Genomic DNA, 19577 nt, shown 5'->3' on the forward strand with positions numbered 1-19577 from the left:
TAAAGGTTTATTGAAATTATAATATTAATTACTTTTGACATTTAACAAACACTCAAACAACGCAGATGAAAATAATTGGTATTGGTAAAAATTACGTGAATGATAAAAGTGAAGTTCCTGCCCTTAAAAATGGAGCGCAACTTATATTTATTAAGGCTGAAAGTACTTTAGTAACTGATAATAAAGACATTGTTTTTCCTAAGATTACAAATCAGTTGATTTATGAAGTGGAATTAGTTGCAAAAATTGGAAAAACGGGAAAAGATATTAATGAGAGTGATGCAGCGTCTTACATTAGTGAAATTGGAATTGGAATTGATTATACCGCAAAGGATGTGTTGGGAGCCAGTAGAGAAAACAAAGGGCCTTGGGCTTTGGCTAAAGGGTTTGATGGTGCATCTCCTGTAAATGGTTTTAAACCGATTTCTAACTTTGCAGATATCAACGATATTAATTTTGATTTAAAGATTAACGGAAAGCAAATACAGGTTGGAAATACTAGCAATATGATTTATAATTTTGTTGAAATCATTGCTTTTGTATCAAAATACATGACTTTAGAACCTGGTGATTTAATATTTACTGGAACACCAGCTAGTGGTGCTGGCCAAAATTTTAAAGGTGACCATTTACAAGCTTCAATTGAAGGTGAGTTGCTTTTAGACTTTAAGTTAATATAAGAATCTAAATGGTACAAAATCAAAAACATAGCCTAATTTTTAGCTATGCTTTTAATCATTAGAACACTTATTTTTTACAGCACATTATCCATAATTTCCTGAACAACCTCTGGATTTAAAAGTGTACTGGTATCTCCTAAATTACTCGTGTCTTTATGTGCAATTTTACGCAAAATACGACGCATGATTTTACCAGAGCGTGTTTTTGGTAAACCTGAAGTAAACTGAATTTTATCCAATTTAGCAATAGGCCCAATATGCTCTGTGATAATCTGGTTAATTTCTTTTCTTAAGTTATTATGATCTCTAGATTCTCCTGTGTCTTTTAAAATCACATAGCCATAAAGCGCATTTCCTTTCACATCATGTGGAAACCCTACAATAGCTGATTCTGCAACAGCTGGGTGTTCGTTTATCGCATCTTCAATTGGTGCGGTTCCTAAATTATGACCAGAGACTATAATCACATCATCTACTCTACCTGTAATTCTGTAATACCCTACTTCATCACGTAATGCACCATCTCCCGTAAAATATTTGTTTTCATAAGCTGAAAAATAAGTCTCTTTATAACGTTGATGATTTCCCCATATCGTTCGTGCCATACTTGGCCATGGAAATTTTATACAAAGTCTCCCCTCTACTTGATTACCTTTTAATTCTTTACCGTTTTCATCCATTAAAGCTGGTTGAATACCAATAAATGGTAAGGTAGCGTAGGTTGGTTTGGTTGGTGTTACAAACGGAATTGGTGTAATCATAATACCACCAGTTTCAGTTTGCCACCAAGTATCAACAATAGGGCTTTTCTTTTTCCCTACATTATCATTATACCAATGCCATGCTTCTTCATTGATAGGTTCTCCAACGGAGCCTAAAACTTTAAGTGATGATAAATCGTGTTTTTCAATAAGTTCTAAACCTTCTTTTGCTAAAGCCCTAATGGCTGTTGGTGCGGTGTAAAATTGGTTTATTTTATGTTTTTCTACAATCTCCCAAAAGCGTCCAAAATCTGGATAACTAGGTACACCTTCAAACATCACTGTAGTTGCTCCGTTTGCTAATGGTCCGTAAACTATATAACTGTGCCCTGTAATCCAACCAATATCTGCAGTACACCAATACACATCATTTTCTCTGTATTGAAACACGTTTTTAAAAGTATAAGCCGTATGCACCATATAACCCGCCGAGGTATGTACCATGCCTTTTGGCTTTCCTGTGGAACCTGAGGTATACAGAATGAATAATGGATCTTCTGCATCCATAACTTCAGCTTCACAAGCTTTAGAGGCGTTTTCTAAAAGTGGTTGCAACCATTTGTCACGGCCAGATTTCATTTGTATATCTGAGTTTATTCGCTTTGCGACTAAAACGGATTTCACACCATCACAACTCTCCAAAGCTTCATCTACAATACCTTTTAAATCAATAGTTTTCGCACCTCTATATGAGCCATCGCTTGTTAAAACCATTTTACAATCAGAATCGTTGATACGAGTTGATAAAGCAGTTGCTGAAAATCCTGCAAATACAACAGAGTGAATAGCTCCTATTCTAGCGCAAGCTAAAACTGATATTGCTAATTCTGGAATCATAGGTAAATAGATACAAACTCTATCTCCTTTTTTAATGCCTTGGTCTTTTAAAACATTAGCAAATTGATTGACTCTTTCGTGAAGTTGATTATATGTAATATGTTCTGCTGCTTCTTTTGGGTCGTTAGGTTCAAATAGAATAGCTGTTTTATCCCCTCTAGTTGACAAATGTCTATCTATACAGTTTTCTGTGATATTTAATTGTGCGCCTTCAAACCATTTTACTTCTGGTTTTGAGAAATCCCAACTCAAAACGTTATCCCATTTACGTTGCCACATAAAATGTTCTTCAGCTATTTCTTCCCAAAAGTTTTCGGGTTCTCTAACAGATTTCCTATAAACTTGATAGTACTCTTCTAGGTGTTTTATGTGGTAATTACTCATTGGATAGCTTTAAAGAATTGATGTTTTAAATATGCGTTCTAAAATAGCAAAATATTAAACATTTATTAAGTTTTTTCTACTAACAACATTAATGCTTCTACAGAAAACATTACTAAGACATTAATGTGTTGCTTCACCAGCCCCACTTGGTATTCTTATGTTTTCAACGATTTCTTGAACATCTTCTGGTGGTGCTGGTGTAAGTTTCATTATGACTATTGAGACGATAAAATTTAAAAGCATTGCAATACTACCAAAACCCTCAGGCGAAATACCAAACCACCATTCACTTTTATCAGGAAGCGTTTCATCAAACCAGCCTAACTTGTATTTTATCATGTAAAGTAACATAGCAGTAATACCAACTACCATACCTGCAATAGCACCTTCTTTGTTCATACGTTTGTAAAATATACCTAATATGATAGCTGGAAAAAAAGATGCTGCTGCTAGTCCAAAAGCCAATGCCACTACAGCAGCGACAAACCCTGGTGGATTAATACCAAAATAACCAGCAACACATACAGCGCCTACTGCTGATAATCTTGCAGCAATTAATTCACCTTTTTCTGAAATTTTTGGGTTAATAATTTTCTTGATTAAATCGTGAGACACAGATGCTGATATTACTAACAGTAATCCTGCTGCAGTTGATAATGCTGCTGCTAATCCACCAGCTGCAACTAAGGCTATAACCCAATCTGGTAGGTTAGCAATTTCTGGATTTGCGAGTACCATAATATCTCTATCTACTACCAATTCGTTTTGCTCTTTATTAGCTACGTATTTAATTAATCCGTCTTTATTTTTATCGGTAAAGCTTATTAAACCTGTGGTTTCCCATTTTGTAAACCAATCAGGAACATCAACATACGGTTTATTAGAAACCGTTTCAATCATATTTGTTCTCGCAAATACTGCTACTGCTGGTGCAGTTGAATATAAAAGTACAATTAGCAATAATGCAATACCCGCCGATTTACGAGCATCTTTAACTCGTTTTACAGTAAAAAATCGAACAATAACATGTGGTAAACCTGCTGTACCAACCATAAGTGCAAGGGTTATTGCAAAAACATCTATCAGAGGTTTTGAACCTTCAGTGTATTCAGAAAAACCTAATTGGGTGCTTAAACCATCTAGTTTGTCTAACAAATAAGTACCCGAACCATCAGTTAATTCACCACCAAAACCTAATTGCGGAATCGGATTTCCAGTCATTTGAATAGATACAAAAATAGCTGGTACCATAAAGGCAAAAATTAGGACACAATACTGTGCTACTTGAGTATATGTGATGCCTTTCATACCTCCTAAAACAGCATAAAACAACACGATAAGCATACCTATAATCACACCTGTATTAATATCAACTTCTAAAAATCTGGAAAAGACAATACCAACACCTCGCATCTGTCCTGCTACATAGGTAAACGATACTAACAACGCACAAAATACAGCTACAATTCGAGCGGTTTTTGAGTAATACCTGTCACCTATAAAATCGGGTACTGTAAACTTGCCAAACTTTCGCAAATAAGGTGCTAAAAGTAAAGCTAAAAGTACGTAACCACCAGTCCACCCCATTAAATATACCGCGCCATCGTAACCCGCAAAAGATATGATTCCTGCCATGGATATAAACGATGCGGCACTCATCCAATCGGCAGCTGTGGCCATCCCATTTGCTAACGGAGATACGCCTCCGCCAGCAACATAAAACTCTTTGGTAGAGCCTGCTCTAGACCATATTGCTATCCCGATATAAAGCGTAAATGTTATCCCTACTAAAATGTACGTCCAGTTTTGCACGCCAATGCCTTCCGCTAGTAAACTATACATCGTATCCGTATTTTTTATCCAATTTATTCATCAAACGCACATACACAAAAATCAAAACCACAAATACATACATTGAGCCTTGTTGTGCAAACCAAAAGCCTAGTTTAAAACCACCAATTTTGACCGAATTAAGCGCATCTTTAAACAATATTCCAGCGCCAAAAGACACTATAAACCATACCGCCATCAGAATCAGAACATACCTAATATTTTCTTTCCAGTAGGCCTTAGCATTTTTTTTATCTGCCATAATTTTATTTTTTTGCGTTACCAGAAAAAGGTCGGACTATCCGTTACAAGTCCTCGCACTTCCTTCGTCAGGCTGTGGGCTATCCACTGCTATCTCTAACGCGAGTGAAGCACTAGAACTAAACCTTTTAGATTTCCTTTAATCTTTTAAAATACTCCTTAATTTCCTTTACCACTCTTGGTGCAAGAATTATAGTTGCTAGCATTGTTGGTATTGCCATAAGCGCAAAAACGCCATCAATTAAATTCAACATCACACTAAACGGCGTAGTTGCAGCAAGTATAATACTCAGGATATAAATGTAATTATAATAATGCTTTTTATCTGCACCAATTAAAAAAGACAAACATTTAGACCCATAATAAGCATAGGAAAACAATGATGAAATACTAAAAATAGCTACACAAACCATGAGCAAATATTTACCATAAATAGGCATGGTATGACTAAATGCCGATGCGGTTAAGCTCACACCATTATCTGCAGTGGTTTCCCAAACGCCAGTAACTAAAATAGCCAAGGCTGTTAGTGTACAAACAATTAAAGTATCTATTGCTGGTCCTAACATAGCCACTAAACCTTCTCGAACTGGCTCATCTGTTTTTGCAGCACCATGAGCCATAGGAGCAGTTCCAATACCAGCTTCGTTTGAAAAAGCACCTCTTCGAATTCCCAGTAAAATTAAAGCACCTAAAACACCGCCCATAAAGGCATCACCTTCATAATAATCTGCTGAAAACGCGTCAGTAAAAATCATCATGAAATATTTAGGAACCACTTCATAATTAGAAATCAAAATGAATAGCACCAAAACAAAATATAATATTACCATAGAAGGCACCATTTTAGAAGCCGCATTACTTATGCGTTTTAAACCACCAAGAATAATTACTGAGGTTAAAGCTACCAATACAAAAGCTAGAATTAAATTCGATTGTAAACCAACTTCAACACCATTCGGAATTAAAATAATATCATTTATAGCTTGTGTTAATTGATTCACGTTTACAACTGGCAATGCTCCAAGCATTCCAAAAAGACTAAACATAACCGCCAAAGGTTTCCAAGATTTCCCTAAACCTTCAATTATAAAATACATAGGACCACCTTGCAATTCGCCAGCACTATCTTTTCCGCGATACATAATCGCCAATGTTGATGTGAAAAATTTAGTTGACATACCAACAATAGCACTCACCCACATCCAAAACATTGCTCCTGGTCCTCCAACCGAAATAGCAACAGCCACACCTGCAATATTCCCCATACCAATAGTAGAAGATAATGCAGTAGTTAAAGCTTTAAAATGTGAAATTTGTCCGGGATCATTTGGGTCATCATATTTTCCTCGGAGTACTTGTATGGCATGACCTAAATACCGAAAAGGTAAAAATTTAGATAAAATTAATAAATACAACCCGCCACCAATTAACAAAATTACCAACGGTAGACCCCATGCGTAATTTGAAAAATCTTGAATGAGTTGCTCCATAAAAAGGTTTTATATTCTATAAATATATCACTTTACAAACATTTCTATAAATTAAAAGTATCTTTATAGTTATTAACCCAATTTATGGCGCAATCCAACCGCTTATATTTTATTGATGCTGTTAGAGCATTTGCTATTTTAATGATGCTCCAAGGTCATTTTATAGATACTTTATTATCTCCTGTTTATAGAGATAATTCTAACACTATTTACAATATCTGGTCATATTTTAGAGGTATTACAGCGCCCACTTTTTTTACTATTTCAGGGCTAGTTTTTGCCTATTTATTATTGCGCGCTTACGCAAAAGGTAATGATAAACCTAGAATAAAAAAAGGACTATTTAGAGGCCTCCTCTTACTAGGAATAGGTTACAGCTTGCGTATTAATATTTTCAGTTGGCTCTCTGGGAATTTTAACTCTTATTTTTTTGTTATAGATGTATTGCAATGCATCGGATTGTCTTTAATTTTCTTAGTAAGTTTACATACTATCTTTAAAAAGCACAGTTACATTTTTTCTATTGTGTTATTTGTAGTTGGTTTTGTTTGCTTTGTTTCAGAACCGCTTTATAGAACCATATCATTAGAAAATACCCCAGCGTTTATTGCTAATTATATGACTAAAACAAACGGATCAGTATTTACCATTTTACCATGGTTTGGCTATTCAGCTTTTGGAGCATTTATTTCGACAGTTTTTTTTAGGCATGTGCACCGTGATAAATTTAAACTTACTACCATTATTTCCTTTTTTATAATTGGTGCATTTTTGATTTATTTATCTTCTTTATTTTTAATAAAACTGAGTAATTTAACAGGTATAGAATTGTTTAAAATGAGTGCCGATTACAACTACCTATTTACAAGACTAGGTGACGTTCTTATTCTATTTGGTCTCTTTTATGCTCTAGAAAGGTTTTTAAAACAATCTATTATTGCTCGAATTGGGGAGAAGACATTATCCATTTACGTTATTCACTTCATTTTACTTTACGGAAGTTTCACAGGTTATGGTTTAAAAAAGTTTCTGAGTAAATCCTTAGAACCTTCAACAGCTATTTTTGGAGCTATTTTATTTATGGTTGTAGTTTGTTTTATATCATTTCATTATGCAAAAACAAATGCTTTTGTTTATAATTTAATTCGAAAAATGGTAGACACTATTAAAACAAAAAGAAATGGCATACGATGAATATTTAGCAGACAGAATACGAAGACAATTAAAAGAGAAACGCACTGCTTTTTCAGAACTCAAAATGATGGGTGGTTTATGTTTTAAAGTTGACGATAAAATGCTTTGCGGGATTCATATCGATAAAAAATATGGAGATAGCTTACTAATGGCTAGAATTGGTTTAGATACTTATGAAAAAGAGTTAGAGAAGTCAGAATGCTTACCTATGGATTTTACTGGACGCCCAATGAAAGGTTATATTTTTGTGACTCCAGATGGTTTTGATAATGAAAATGATTTATCTTATTGGTTAGATTTATGTTTAACTTTTAATCCAATGGCAAAAGCTAGTAAAAAAAAGAAAAAAATTAAATGATAGTTCATGAAAAAAAAGTAAATACTTACAAATCAGCTTATTAATTAACAAAACATTTAACATTATTTTGTTTCTAATAATTATTTTCTTACATTTGGTCGAACATTATAAACAGTTAATCGATTATTTTAATTTTGTTTAATACCTACCAACCATGAAACAAAACAACATATTCAGCTCAAACGAAATAGCTTTGACTATCAAAGTGACAATTTTTTATATTATACTTTTCTTGTTAATAAGTCAAATAATATAACATTAAAGAATTTATAGCTATTCGTTCTAATCTATACCTTTACTTTTTCAAATACTCTAAAACATTAGACTCAATACGCTCTTGGATGTTACTTACATCTGCCTTAACAAAGGTTTCTCCTGTGATGTTTTCGTAAAGTTCGATGTAGCGTTCTGAAACGGTTTCAATATACTCATCGCTCATAAAAGGTACGGTTTGTCCTTCTAGACCTTGAAAGTCATTTGAAATTAACCATTGGCGTACAAACTCTTTTGAGAGTTGCTTTTGGGCTTCACCTCTATCTTGACGTTCTTGATAACCATCCGCATAAAAATAACGTGAAGAATCTGGTGTGTGAATTTCATCAATTAAAACAATCTTACCATCTTTTGTTTTACCAAATTCATATTTAGTATCCACTAAAATTAAACCTCTTGATGCTGCAATTTCAGAACCTCGTTGGAATAATTTACGGGTGTAATCTTCTAGAACAATATAATCTTCTTCTGAAACAATACCACGTTTTAAAATATCTTCACGAGAAATATCTTCATCATGGTCGCCCATTTCTGCTTTGGTTGCAGGTGTGATGATGGGTTCTGGAAACGCATCATTCTCTTTCATACCTTCTGGCATAGGTACTCCACAAAGCATACGTTTACCTAATTTGTACTCTCTTGCTGCATGACCAGACATGTAACCACGAATAACCATTTCTACTTTAAATGGCTCACATAAATGCCCTACTGCAACGTTTGGATCTGGTGTAGCGGTTAACCAATTTGGCACCAAATCTTCAGTGGCCGCCATCATTTTAGTAGCGATTTGATTTAAAATTTGCCCTTTGTATGGGATGCCTTTTGGCATGACAACATCGAATGCAGATAGCCTATCGGTGGCTACCATTACTAATTCTTCGTCGTTAATATTATATACGGCTCTTACTTTTCCTTTGTAAAGACTTTTTTGTCCTGGAAAATTGAAGTTTGTGTCTATTATGGTATTACTCATTGTTTTAAAAACTGTTTATTCGTTTATGAGTTGATTTGTTTATTCGTTTATTTATTATCGTCATTACAAGGGCATTTTTTTGCGACGAGGTAATCTCTTCCTTTTTAACAGATTGCCACATCACACAAAAAAGTGTGATTCGCAATGACGGTTCGTTGTTTTATTCTAAAAAGCCCTAGCCCCGTTTCAACAGTTCGACTATTTTTTAATAGTCTTAACCTTTTTATGTGTTTACTATAGTTTAATTATAACCAAAAATTTTACAATTATACTATTTTAATGAGATACTGAAACAAGTTCAGCACATGAAAAGATATAGCGGAAAGCGGGAAATAGCTTCAAAAAAAATTAATCTACGTTTTCTATACTTTTATACGCTGCAATTACCTTTTTAACAAGTTTATGGCGGATAACGTCTTTATCATCTAAAAATATCATGCCTACACCTTCAACATTCTTTAAAATTAACAAGGCTTCTTTTAGTCCTGATATGGTACGACGCGGTAAATCTATTTGCCCAGGATCACCCGTTAACAAGAACTTTGCGTTTTTACCCATACGCGTTAAAAACATTTTCATTTGGGCGTGTGTGGTATTCTGACCTTCGTCTAAAATTACAAATGCATTATCTAAAGTTCGTCCACGCATAAAGGCTAATGGCGCTATTTGTATAGTCCCTTTTTCAATATAACTCGCCAACTTTTCTGGTGCAATCATATCGCGCAAAGCATCGTAAAGTGGTTGCATGTAAGGGTCTAACTTTTCTTTTAAATCGCCCGGTAAAAAACCAAGGTTCTCTCCTGCTTCAACCGCTGGACGCGTTAAAATAATACGTTTAACCTCTTTATTTTTAAGCGCTTGAACTGCCAATGCTACGCCCGTATAGGTTTTTCCTGTTCCTGCTGGACCAATGGCAAAAACCATATCGTTTTTACGCATAAGCTCAACCATTTTACGTTGGTTTGCGGTTTGTGCTTTAATCAATTTTCCACCTACACCATGAACGATGGTTTCTCCGCTTGCTTTAGAAGTGGTATAATCATCGCTACTTTGACTTGTTAATACGCGCTCTATAACGTTTTCATCAAGTTTATTATACTTAGCAAAATGTTTTAATAGCATGGAAATACGTCTATCAAATTCCTCTAGCAATTCTTCATCGCCATAGGCTTTAATTTTGTTTCCGCGAGCTACAATTTTTAATTTTGGGAAGTACTTTTTTAGAAGTTCAATGTTTACATTTTGAGCTCCAAAAAATTCTTTTGGAGTTATTTCTTCAAGTTCAATAATAATTTCGTTCAAAAGCGTGTTATTAGTATTAAAGATTTACAAGTATAATATATTGAAATAATGTTTACTTACATGAAATGATTTCTTAGTTTTGTACATCATCTCTCAATCCCAAAAATACATAAATTTGGTTGAGATAACATTAAAAACATATCAACAATTTTGCCATGGCAATTATAACATTAACAACCGATTTTGGTGAAAAAGATTACTTTGCTGGCGCGACAAAAGGCGCTATCTATAGTGAACTTCCTGATGTTAAAATTGTTGATATCTCACATTCTGTTTCGCCATTTAATATTCCTGAAGCGGCTTACATTATTCAAAATGCATATAGTAGTTTTCCAAAAGGGACGATTCATATTATTGGGATTGATTCAGAGATTAACCCAGAGAACAAACATATTGCTATAAAACTTGACGATCATTATTTTATATGTGCCAATAACGGTATAATGAGTATGATTTGTTCTGAGATTGCGCCTGAGAAAATTGTTGAGATTAATATTCATGATAATATTCAGAGTAGCTTTCCTGTATTAGATGTTTTTGTACAAGTAGCTTGCCATATAGCTCGAGGAGGAACTTTAGAAGTTATTGGAAAATCTATCTCAGAAATTAAGCCCATTAAAAATATTGTACCTTTTGTTAATGATGACAAAACCCAAATTGTGGGTAGTATTATTTATGTTGATAATTATGGAAATGTAGTAACCAATATTAAACGTAGCTTTTTTGAAACCATACAAAAAGGACGTGAGTTTGAAATTTCTGCTCGTAATTATACATTCAAGAAAATTTACAATAAATACAGTGATATTGTTAATTTTGAAATCCCAGAAAACAAGCGACATGATGAAGGCAGGAAACTTGTTGTTTTTAATTCTGGTAATTTTTTAGAAATTGCAGTTTACAAAAGTAATAGTGAAACACTTGGTAGCGCATCAACGCTTTTAGGTTTAGGGCTTATGGATGCTGTAAGTATTAATTTTATTCCAAAACCAATCATTCCTAAAGGTGCTGAAATTCCGCAAAATATAAAAGCTGCGGATTATTAATTTAAAAAGAATTTATGCTAGTTAGAATAGTAAAAATGGGGTTTTACAAACAAAATGTTGAAGTTTTTCTTGAAAATTTTGAGGCCACCAAAACAAAAATTAGAGCTTTTGAAGGCTGTACATTTTTAGAATTATATAGAGATAAAAACGATCCAAGTATATTTTTCACCTACAGCTATTGGGAGTCTGAAGAGGCTCTACAGAATTATAGAAAATCTGAATTATTTATTGGAGTTTGGGGATTAACCAAACCGCTTTTTAGTATCAGACCTGAAGTTTGGAGTGTTGAGAAGTTGGAGTCGCTAAAGTAAACAGTCTCAGTCGCAGTAAACAGAAAAAAATAAATGCTAGCTATACTTAAAAAAGAAATAAACTCATTTTTTGCATCGCCAATTGGGTATCTGGTTATTGCTATATTTTTAGTTTTAAACGGGTTATTCCTTTGGCTGTTTAAAGGCGAGTTTAATATTTTAGATTATGGGTTTGCAGATTTATCATCCTTCTTTTTATTAGCTCCTTGGATTTTAATTTTCTTGATTCCTGCGGTTACGATGCGCAGTTTTTCAGATGAGAAAAAACAAGGCACTTTAGAGTTACTTTTAACAAAACCCATCTCCCATTTTAATGTTGTTTTAGGAAAATATTTTGGTGCACTTATTTTAATATTGATTGCGCTTGTACCAACATTGCTATACGTGTACACCGTTTATCAATTAGGAAACCCTGTTGGTAATTTAGATATGGGCAGCACTTGGGGTTCTTATTTTGGTTTATTATTTTTAGTAGCTGCTTATACGGCTATTGGCATTTTCGCCTCCACTTTATCAGATAATCAAATTGTAGCGTTTATTTCGGCGGTTTTTATTTGCTTTGTCTTTTATATTGGTTTTGAAGGTATTGCGGAGTTTATCTCAAGTAATATTATAGAACAATTAGGCATGAGCACACACTATAAAAGTATGAGTCGTGGTGTTTTAGATACCCGAGATATTATCTATTTTTTAAGTGTTACGGTATTCTTTTTAATACTAACCAAACTAAATATTAACAAAGCAAAATAAATGATTGTAACGCCTTTATTTATTGTTTTTTTAGTAGTTGTATTTATAGTCGTTTGGCTATTTATAAACACCATTGATAAGCGCAAATGGCTCACATTTATAGTAAGTTTGGTATTAACACCAATCGTTTATTTTTATCTGTTTTACCCGATGCTGAACATATTTAGCAGCTACCATCATGAAAAATATTTTGATGCGGAAGCTTGGGAAGATAAACCGCAATTGCGTTACGAAATGGCAAATCAAATTTTAAATGATAGCCTATGGATTGGAAAAAATAAAAATGAAGTTGAAACCCAATTAGGGACACCCGAATGGTATGGATGGGATGAAAGTTTAAAAGCCAATTCTCAAGAAAAATGGAATTACAATTTAGGCTTTAAACCCGGTGCATTTAATAACATGCAAGAATGTATAGAGCTACAATTTATAAATAATACGGTGACATCAGTAAGACCTTATCAATTAGAAAAAACTTTTGAATAAATATTTAAAACATATCGTAATCCTCGTAGCGGCTCTAATAGCTATAAATTTTATTAGCAGTAAGATTTATAAACGTTTCGATTTAACTTCAGACAATCGTTATACATTAAGCAATTCTGCAATTGATATTATTAAAGATGTTGATTCGCCTATAGTAGTTGATATTTTTTTAGAAGGCGAAGATTTCCCTTCAGAGTTCAGACGCCTTCAAAATGAAACCAAACAATTACTAGAAGAGTTTGCAGCAGTAAATAACAATATTGTTTTCAATTTTATAAATCCGTTAGAAGATGACGCGACTCGCGATCGCAACATCCAACAACTTACACAACGCGGATTAACACCCATGCAACTCAGCGTTCAAGAAAACGGAAAATCGTCACAAGCCGTTATTTTCCCTTGGGCCTTGGCAAGTTATAATGGGCAAACGGTTACCATTCCGTTAGTAAAGAATAAAATTGGCGCCTCACAACAAGAATTGGTTAGTAATTCGGTGCAACATTTAGAATATGCCTTTGCAGATGGTTTTAGCAAACTCACCAATCCTAAACGCGCTAAAATCGCCATTTTAAAAGGTAATAAGCAGTTAGAAGACAAATATTTAGTAGACTTTGCAAAAACGCTTAAAGACTACTATTACATAGCGCCTTTTACCTTAGATAGTGTGGCTTCAAACCCGCAACAAACCTTAAAAGCCATTCAAGATTTCGATTTAATTATTTCTGCAAAACCTACCGAAGCGTTTACAGAAGCTGAGAAACTAGTCTTAGACCAATTTACCATGAACGGTGGAAAAAGCCTATGGCTTATTGATGCAGTGGCTATGGAAAAAGATAGTCTTTACAACGCCTCAGGAACAAACTATGCGGTAAGTAGAGACTTAAATTTAACCGATTTCTTTTTCAAGTATGGGGTTCGTATCAATCCGTATATGGTAAGCACACTGTACTCCGCTCCTATTACTTTGGCTATGGGAGAAGGCAGTCAGTCGCAATTTCAGCATTTAAAATGGCCCTATTCGCCATTAGCAGGTTCTAGTAGCAAACATCCAATAGTTAATAATTTAAATTTAGTACGCTTTGATTTTGCCAACCAAATTGACACGCTAAAAAACAGCATTAACAAAACCATTCTTTTAGAAACGGCGCCTCTAACCAAATTAGAAGGCACACCACGCGAGGTGAGTTTAGAGTTGGTTACCAAAGAACAAAACCCACAAACGTTTAATAAAGGTAATCAAACACTAGCGGTTCTTTTAGAAGGTGAGTTTACTTCGGTTTACCAAAATCGTGTAAAACCTTTCGATATATCAAACAGCGTTAATAAAAGTGTGCCAACAAAAATGATTGTGATTGCAGATGGCGATGTGATTAAAAACGACTTTGCTAGAAACAAACCCCAAGAACTTGGTTTTGACAAATGGACCGGAAAAACCTATGGCAACAAAGAATTTTTACTGAACGCCGTTAATTATTTGTTGGACGATAACGGACTTATAAACATTCGCTCTAAAGAAATAGCTGTAGCCTTCTTAAATCAGCAAAAAATAGCCTCAGAAAAAACCAAGTGGCAACTTATAAACATCTTATTACCACTCGTATTACTTGCTGGCTTTGGTTTTGTTTTCAACTACCTCAGAAAGAAAAGATACGCATCTTAAATGTTAATAAGTTTGTTTCCAAATAACCACCTTTTGGAATATATTTGTAAGAAGCGATTTTTGAAAACTAAACGCATATTTTACACATGAAATTTATAGTATCAAGTACTTATTTATTAAAACAATTACAGGTTTTAGGCGGTGTTATCAATAGTTCAAACACCTTACCCATTTTAGATAATTTTTTATTTGAATTAGATAACAGCAAGCTTACCGTTTCTGCAAGCGATTTAGAAACCACTATGGCTTCTACGCTAGATGTAGAGAGCGATAGCCAAGGTAGTGTTGCTATTCCTGCACGATTGTTATTAGATACTTTAAAAACCTTCCCAGAGCAACCCTTAACCTTTGTTGTAGAAGATAATAACACGGTTGAAATTAGCTCTAACCACGGTAAATATGCTCTAGCTTATGCCGATGGTGCAGAATTCCCAAAAGCGGTAGCGCTTGAAGATCCAAGTAAAACCGTAATTACTGGCGATGTTTTAGCAACAGCCATTAGCAAAACCATTTTTGCTGCCGGAAATGATGATTTACGCCCTGTAATGAGTGGAGTATTTTTTCAGTTTTCTACAGAGGGTTTAACCTTTGTAGCAACAGATGCGCATAAACTGGTAAAGTACACGCGTAGTGATGTTACAGCAAACCAGGTTGCAGAATTTATAATGCCTAAAAAACCTTTAAATCTTTTAAAAGGGATTTTAGCAGCAAGTGAAGATGATGTCACTATTGAGTACAACGACAGTAACGCCAAATTCACCTTCGAAAACTCGGTATTAATTTGCCGTTTAATTGATGGTAAATATCCAAATTACGAAGCCGTTATCCCAAAAGAGAATCCAAATAAATTAGTTATAGACCGTAACCAGTTTTTAAACTCTGTGCGTCGTGTTAGTATTTTCTCTAACAAAACCACACACCAAATACGTTTAAAAATTGCAGGAGCAGAATTAAACATTTCGGCAGAAGATATTGATTACAGCAATAAAGCCGAAGAGCGTTTAACCTGCGATTACCAAGGCGATGATATGCAAATTGGGTTCAACTCGCGTTTTTTAACCGAGATGTTAAATAACCTAAGCGCCGATAACGTACAGTTAGAAATGAGCATGCCCAATAGAGCAGGTATTTTAACACCCGTTGATGGTTTAGACGATGGCGAACAAGTCACCATGTTGGTCATGCCAGTAATGTTAAATAACTAAATTCCTGCGAAGGCAGGAATCTCATAATATAAGCAGTAATCTCAAATAGGTTGCTGCTTTTTTTGTCTCGCAAAGTCGCTAAGGCGCAACGTTTAAATAATTTGGGCGTTACCCCGAAAAGGGGTCGGGCTATCCACTATATCTTTCTGCGAAGCAGTCCCGAACTTGTTTCGGGATCTCATTATTAATTAACACGATCTTTGAATTAAAAATTTTAGTATTTAAGCTCCGCACAAAGGATGCCGTTACTATCCCTAACGCGGGCTAATCTGCTAAATACAGTCTCAAAACCATGTATTAGTTTATCTAACTTAGTAAGTTCTCAGAATTGATTTTAGGAATTCATCGTTATACTTGGCGCTGTCAGAAAAATTAACGAAATTCGTTTTATACTTGATAAAAGAAATATGAGTGACATAAAAGAAATAACCGAAGCCCTAATTAAGTTTAGAAACGAAAGAGATTGGGAACAATTTCACAATCCTAAAGACCTAGCTCTTGCACTAAATATTGAAGCTGGCGAACTTTTAGAAAATTACCTTTGGAAGTCACACGATAAAGCTAATATAGAGGAAGTAAAAGAAGAGTTGGCTGATGTACTTGCTTATGCTTTTCTACTAGCTGAAAAATATGGGTTTGATATAAAAGAAATTTTACTGGAAAAAATCAAAAAAAATGGAAAAAAATACCCTGTAGATAAAGCAAAAGGTACTGCTAAAAAGTATACTGAACTATGATTGTATACAATAAATTAAAAGAAGATTTTAGCAATGATATTTTGACAAATGATATAGGTAATATTATTTCAAATCATATATTAGAAACAACAGGGAATAAAGTAGCTCCAAATGAAGTAAGATCTTTTGAAAACTCTTTAAGTTACATGGAAAGGGTTGTAAATGACCCATTAATCCCTGAAGATTGTAGAATTTCAATTGAATACCATTTACCACAAACATCAAAACGTGTTGACTTTATTATTACAGGTAAAGATGGTGAACAAGAAAATGTAATAATTATTGAATTGAAGCAATGGCAACATGCAGATATAACCTCAAAAGATGGTATTGTAAAAACAAGATTTCAGTTTGGCGAATCAGAAACTAGTCACCCATCATATCAAGCTTGGTCTTATGCAGCTCTCTTAACTTCTTTTAATGCTACTGTAGATGAAGAGTCAATAAAATTATATCCTTGTGCCTATTTGCATAATTACATTCCTGATGAAAACATTACAAACGAATTTTATTCTTATTACATAAAAAAAGCACCTGTATTTCTAAAACCTGATGCTATAAAATTAAGAGAGTTTATCAAAAAACACATTAAACAAGGTGATGACTCTAATATTATGTTCCGTATAGATAATGGTAAAATAAAACCTACTAAATCTCTTGCGGACAGTCTTGACAGTATGATTAAGGGAAACAAAGAGTTTATAATGATAGATGACCAAAAGGTAGTCTATGAAACTGCTCTTCAGTTAGCTCTTAAATCTAATGAAAAAAATAAAAATGTCTTAATTGTAGAAGGTGGACCAGGTACTGGAAAATCAGTAGTAGCAATAAACCTTCTAGTAGAGTTGAATCGAAGAGGTAAAATGTCTCAGTATGTTACAAAAACTTCTGCGCCTCGTGATGTTTTTTTAGAAAAACTTAGAGGCACAAAAAAGATGATTGAATTAAAGAGTTTATTTTTAGGCTCAAGTTCATTCAGTCGTGTTCCTGAAAATACTATTAACACTTTAATAGTCGATGAGGCTCACAGGTTGATGAAGAAAAATCGCTATGATGCACAATCATATGACCAAATTCAAGAACTTTTAAAAGCATCTGTTAATTCTGTTTTTTTCATTGATGAAGACCAAAGAGTCTCTACTGCTGATTATGGTGAAATTCATTTAATAGAAAAGTTTGCTGAACAACTTGGTATAAAAATTCATAAGCTAAAATTAGAATCTCAATTTAGATGCAATGGCTCAGATGGATATTTAGCATGGATAGATCACATACTTCAGATAAAAGATACTGCAAACTATGATTTAAGCACAATAGACTATGAATTTGATTTTAAAGTTTTCGATAATGCTGATACACTTAGGAAAGAAATTTATAAAAAAAACGAAATAAATAACAAAGCTCGTTTAGTAGCGGGATATTGCTGGGATTGGGTAAGTGACAAATCACCAGACTTGTATGACTTCAATACTAAAGAGTTTGGTTTCGATATGAAATGGAATATGAAAGACTATGGAGGTAAGTGGATTATTGAACCTAATTCAGTTACAGAAATTGGTTGTATTCATACAGCACAGGGGTTAGAACTTGATTATGTAGGCGTTATCATAGGAGATGACTTAGTGATAAGAAACGGTGAAGTCTTAGTAAAACCTTCAGCACGTTCAAAAATGGATAGGACAATATTTGGATGGAAAAAAGGAATGAAAGAAAACCCAGAATATTGGAAACCTCTTTTAAAGGCAATAATAAAAAACACTTACAGAACACTTATGACAAGAGGAATGAAAGGCTGTTTTATTTATTGTACTGACCCTGAAACAAATCAGTATTTTAAAGATATGCAATAATTTATTAAAAGATTATTTTGAAGAATAAATAAGCAAACTCTTAATAATAAAATATATTACCTGCCATGAGTACATTTTTAACAGGAAAAGCATTAGAAAATAAATTAACAGACATAATATGGAATGCTAAAAAATACGTAGTTATAATATCACCTTTCATTAAATTAGATGATCATATAAAATCAGTTTTTGAAAAGGTTAAGAGCAAACATAAAATAAGTTTATTTATTGTATTTGGGAAAAATGAAGAGTATAAACACAAAAGTTTTAATGAACAAGATTTTAGTTTTATTAGAGAATTTAAGAATGTAGCTATTCTTTACAATAAAGATTTACACGCAAAGCATTACAGTAACGAGAGTGAAGGACTTATAACATCTTTAAACCTATATGGTTATTCAATGGTCAATAATATAGAATACGGAGTATTATTTTCTAAATCTATACTAAACCCAATAGATAAGTTATTTGAAGAGACTGAAGCTTTTACATACGAATTAGTGTTTAAACAAAGTGAGGTTGTATATCTAAAAAAACCTCAATATTCTAAAAAGTTATTTGGACTAACAAGACAATATGAACAATCTTCAGTGATATTTGACATTTCAGAAGATTTCTTTCTAGGAAATAATTATGAATCAAAAAACTTAGGAGATTTTGATTTAGAACTTGAAACATCTTTAGAAAAAAAATTTGACACTAAACCTCAAAGGCAGGATAAACAAGCAATATCGAATAAAAGTAAAAATTTACTAAAGAAACCTTTGGGCGGTAAAAAAGTAAACAATACTAATGGATATTGCATTCGTACTGGCATTGAAATACCATATAATCCAGAACAGCCAATGTGTTTCTCTGCTTGGAAAACTTGGAACCAGTATGGAGACAAATACTATCCAGAAACTTATTGCCACAAAACAGGGAGAGAGTCTTTTGGAAAGACCTCTATGGCCAACCCTATTTTAAACATAAATGATATAAGATAATTATAGATTTTGCAAAAAATAATTAAACAACTCGTATACTCCATAACACACCAAACAAACTAACAACAAAACAAAACCCAAAAGCATCCACTCTGCATAAAAGTTTGTATAATTGTCCCAATCTGACTTTTGACCTCTATTTTTCTTTTTAAATAGCCTCATATTCAGTTTATAAGATACGAATTTAACAGATTAAATCA

Annotated in this window: 18 protein-coding genes; 12 read left to right on the forward strand and 6 right to left on the reverse strand. The window is 33.6% G+C overall.

Going from position 1 to position 19577, the window contains the following annotated elements:
• Window positions 1–65 precede the first annotated feature (65 nt).
• The gene (locus DIS18_RS10680) at window positions 66–680 is read left to right on the forward strand and encodes a fumarylacetoacetate hydrolase family protein (RefSeq protein WP_109353046.1); all 615 of its coding nucleotides are present in this window, start codon (window positions 66–68) and stop codon (window positions 678–680) included.
• Window positions 681–754: 74 nt separating this feature from the next.
• On the opposite strand, the gene acs is transcribed toward DIS18_RS10680, so the two are convergent.
• The 4 genes from acs to DIS18_RS10700 all read right to left on the reverse strand — a co-directional run bounded on the left by acs (window position 755) and on the right by DIS18_RS10700 (window position 6246).
• Window positions 755–2662 carry an acetate--CoA ligase gene (gene acs / locus DIS18_RS10685; protein WP_109353047.1) on the reverse strand — a complete coding sequence of 636 codons (1908 nt, stop codon included), beginning with the start codon at window positions 2660–2662 and terminating at the stop codon, window positions 755–757.
• A gap of 120 nt (window positions 2663–2782) precedes the next feature.
• The gene (locus tag DIS18_RS10690) at window positions 2783–4504 is read right to left on the reverse strand and encodes a sodium:solute symporter family protein (protein WP_425428178.1); all 1722 of its coding nucleotides are present in this window, start codon (window positions 4502–4504) and stop codon (window positions 2783–2785) included.
• A complete protein-coding gene (locus tag DIS18_RS10695) occupies window positions 4497–4754 on the reverse strand; it encodes a DUF4212 domain-containing protein (RefSeq protein ID WP_109353048.1) in 258 nt (85 codons plus the stop codon). The genes DIS18_RS10690 and DIS18_RS10695 overlap by 8 nt, the downstream gene beginning before the upstream one ends.
• Before the next feature lie 127 nt (window positions 4755–4881).
• Entirely contained in the window at window positions 4882–6246 is a 1365-nt protein-coding gene (locus DIS18_RS10700) for an alanine/glycine:cation symporter family protein (RefSeq protein WP_109353049.1), read from the reverse strand.
• Between the two features lie 84 nt (window positions 6247–6330).
• On the opposite strand from DIS18_RS10700, the gene DIS18_RS10705 reads away from it, so the two are divergent.
• Together DIS18_RS10705 and DIS18_RS10710 are read left to right on the forward strand one after the other, a co-directional pair.
• Entirely contained in the window at window positions 6331–7440 is a 1110-nt protein-coding gene (locus tag DIS18_RS10705; RefSeq protein ID WP_109353050.1) for a heparan-alpha-glucosaminide N-acetyltransferase domain-containing protein, read from the forward strand.
• Window positions 7427–7798 (forward strand): TfoX/Sxy family protein, encoded by a 372-nt coding sequence (locus DIS18_RS10710; RefSeq protein ID WP_109353051.1) that lies wholly within the window; start codon window positions 7427–7429, stop codon window positions 7796–7798. The genes DIS18_RS10705 and DIS18_RS10710 overlap by 14 nt, the downstream gene beginning before the upstream one ends.
• Window positions 7799–8093: 295 nt before the next feature.
• Here DIS18_RS10710 and DIS18_RS10715 read toward each other — a convergent pair whose 3' ends face one another.
• Together DIS18_RS10715 and DIS18_RS10720 are read right to left on the reverse strand one after the other, a co-directional pair.
• Entirely contained in the window at window positions 8094–9044 is a 951-nt protein-coding gene (locus DIS18_RS10715) for a phosphoribosylaminoimidazolesuccinocarboxamide synthase (protein ID WP_109353052.1), read from the reverse strand.
• A gap of 348 nt (window positions 9045–9392) precedes the next feature.
• Window positions 9393–10346 (reverse strand): PhoH family protein, encoded by a 954-nt coding sequence (locus tag DIS18_RS10720; RefSeq protein WP_109353053.1) that lies wholly within the window; start codon window positions 10344–10346, stop codon window positions 9393–9395.
• Between the two features lie 155 nt (window positions 10347–10501).
• Between DIS18_RS10720 and DIS18_RS10725 the strand changes: the two genes are divergently transcribed.
• The 9 genes from DIS18_RS10725 to DIS18_RS10765 all read left to right on the forward strand — a co-directional run bounded on the left by DIS18_RS10725 (window position 10502) and on the right by DIS18_RS10765 (window position 19377).
• Window positions 10502–11392: an SAM hydrolase/SAM-dependent halogenase family protein gene (locus tag DIS18_RS10725; RefSeq protein WP_109353054.1), complete on the forward strand. Its 891-nt coding sequence runs from the start codon at window positions 10502–10504 to the stop codon at window positions 11390–11392.
• Window positions 11393–11406: 14 nt separating this feature from the next.
• Entirely contained in the window at window positions 11407–11703 is a 297-nt protein-coding gene (locus tag DIS18_RS10730) for a putative quinol monooxygenase (RefSeq protein WP_109353055.1), read from the forward strand.
• 33 nt (window positions 11704–11736) lie between these two features.
• Window positions 11737–12453, forward strand: a complete 717-nt coding sequence (gene gldF / locus DIS18_RS10735) for a gliding motility-associated ABC transporter permease subunit GldF (protein WP_109353056.1) — start codon at window positions 11737–11739, stop codon at window positions 12451–12453.
• Entirely contained in the window at window positions 12454–12939 is a 486-nt protein-coding gene (locus tag DIS18_RS10740; protein WP_109353057.1) for a hypothetical protein, read from the forward strand.
• A complete protein-coding gene (gldG, locus tag DIS18_RS10745) occupies window positions 12932–14599 on the forward strand; it encodes a gliding motility-associated ABC transporter substrate-binding protein GldG (RefSeq protein ID WP_109353058.1) in 1668 nt (555 codons plus the stop codon). The genes DIS18_RS10740 and gldG overlap by 8 nt, the downstream gene beginning before the upstream one ends.
• Before the next feature lie 86 nt (window positions 14600–14685).
• The gene (gene dnaN, locus DIS18_RS10750) at window positions 14686–15804 is read left to right on the forward strand and encodes a DNA polymerase III subunit beta (protein WP_109353059.1); all 1119 of its coding nucleotides are present in this window, start codon (window positions 14686–14688) and stop codon (window positions 15802–15804) included.
• A gap of 407 nt (window positions 15805–16211) precedes the next feature.
• Complete coding sequence (locus DIS18_RS10755; RefSeq protein ID WP_109353060.1) at window positions 16212–16541, forward strand: nucleotide pyrophosphohydrolase; 330 nt, start codon at window positions 16212–16214, stop codon at window positions 16539–16541.
• The gene (locus DIS18_RS10760) at window positions 16538–18391 is read left to right on the forward strand and encodes a DUF2075 domain-containing protein (protein ID WP_109353061.1); all 1854 of its coding nucleotides are present in this window, start codon (window positions 16538–16540) and stop codon (window positions 18389–18391) included. Before DIS18_RS10755 ends, DIS18_RS10760 begins: the two co-directional genes overlap by 4 nt.
• Window positions 18392–18456: 65 nt before the next feature.
• The gene (locus DIS18_RS10765; RefSeq protein ID WP_109353062.1) at window positions 18457–19377 is read left to right on the forward strand and encodes a phospholipase D-like domain-containing protein; all 921 of its coding nucleotides are present in this window, start codon (window positions 18457–18459) and stop codon (window positions 19375–19377) included.
• The last annotated feature ends 200 nt before the right edge of the window (window positions 19378–19577 follow it).

Origin of the sequence: Algibacter marinivivus, from assembly GCF_003143755.1 — a bacterium.
GTDB lineage: Bacteria > Bacteroidota > Bacteroidia > Flavobacteriales > Flavobacteriaceae > Algibacter_B > Algibacter_B marinivivus.

Coding starts and splice junctions, on each gene's coding strand:
- gldF (WP_109353056.1), top strand. CDS start 11,737: ATGCTAGCTATACTTAAAAAAGAAATAAACTCATTTTTTGCATCGCCA.
- DIS18_RS10765 (WP_109353062.1), top strand. CDS start 18,457: ATGAGTACATTTTTAACAGGAAAAGCATTAGAAAATAAATTAACAGAC.
- DIS18_RS10725 (WP_109353054.1), top strand. CDS start 10,502: ATGGCAATTATAACATTAACAACCGATTTTGGTGAAAAAGATTACTTT.
- acs (WP_109353047.1), bottom strand. CDS start 2,662: ATGAGTAATTACCACATAAAACACCTAGAAGAGTACTATCAAGTTTAT.
- DIS18_RS10705 (WP_109353050.1), top strand. CDS start 6,331: ATGGCGCAATCCAACCGCTTATATTTTATTGATGCTGTTAGAGCATTT.
- dnaN (WP_109353059.1), top strand. CDS start 14,686: ATGAAATTTATAGTATCAAGTACTTATTTATTAAAACAATTACAGGTT.
- DIS18_RS10700 (WP_109353049.1), bottom strand. CDS start 6,246: ATGGAGCAACTCATTCAAGATTTTTCAAATTACGCATGGGGTCTACCG.
- DIS18_RS10755 (WP_109353060.1), top strand. CDS start 16,212: ATGAGTGACATAAAAGAAATAACCGAAGCCCTAATTAAGTTTAGAAAC.
- DIS18_RS10760 (WP_109353061.1), top strand. CDS start 16,538: ATGATTGTATACAATAAATTAAAAGAAGATTTTAGCAATGATATTTTG.
- DIS18_RS10740 (WP_109353057.1), top strand. CDS start 12,454: ATGATTGTAACGCCTTTATTTATTGTTTTTTTAGTAGTTGTATTTATA.
- DIS18_RS10710 (WP_109353051.1), top strand. CDS start 7,427: ATGGCATACGATGAATATTTAGCAGACAGAATACGAAGACAATTAAAA.
- DIS18_RS10715 (WP_109353052.1), bottom strand. CDS start 9,044: ATGAGTAATACCATAATAGACACAAACTTCAATTTTCCAGGACAAAAA.
- DIS18_RS10730 (WP_109353055.1), top strand. CDS start 11,407: ATGCTAGTTAGAATAGTAAAAATGGGGTTTTACAAACAAAATGTTGAA.
- DIS18_RS10695 (WP_109353048.1), bottom strand. CDS start 4,754: ATGGCAGATAAAAAAAATGCTAAGGCCTACTGGAAAGAAAATATTAGG.
- DIS18_RS10680 (WP_109353046.1), top strand. CDS start 66: ATGAAAATAATTGGTATTGGTAAAAATTACGTGAATGATAAAAGTGAA.
- DIS18_RS10690 (WP_425428178.1), bottom strand. CDS start 4,504: ATGTATAGTTTACTAGCGGAAGGCATTGGCGTGCAAAACTGGACGTAC.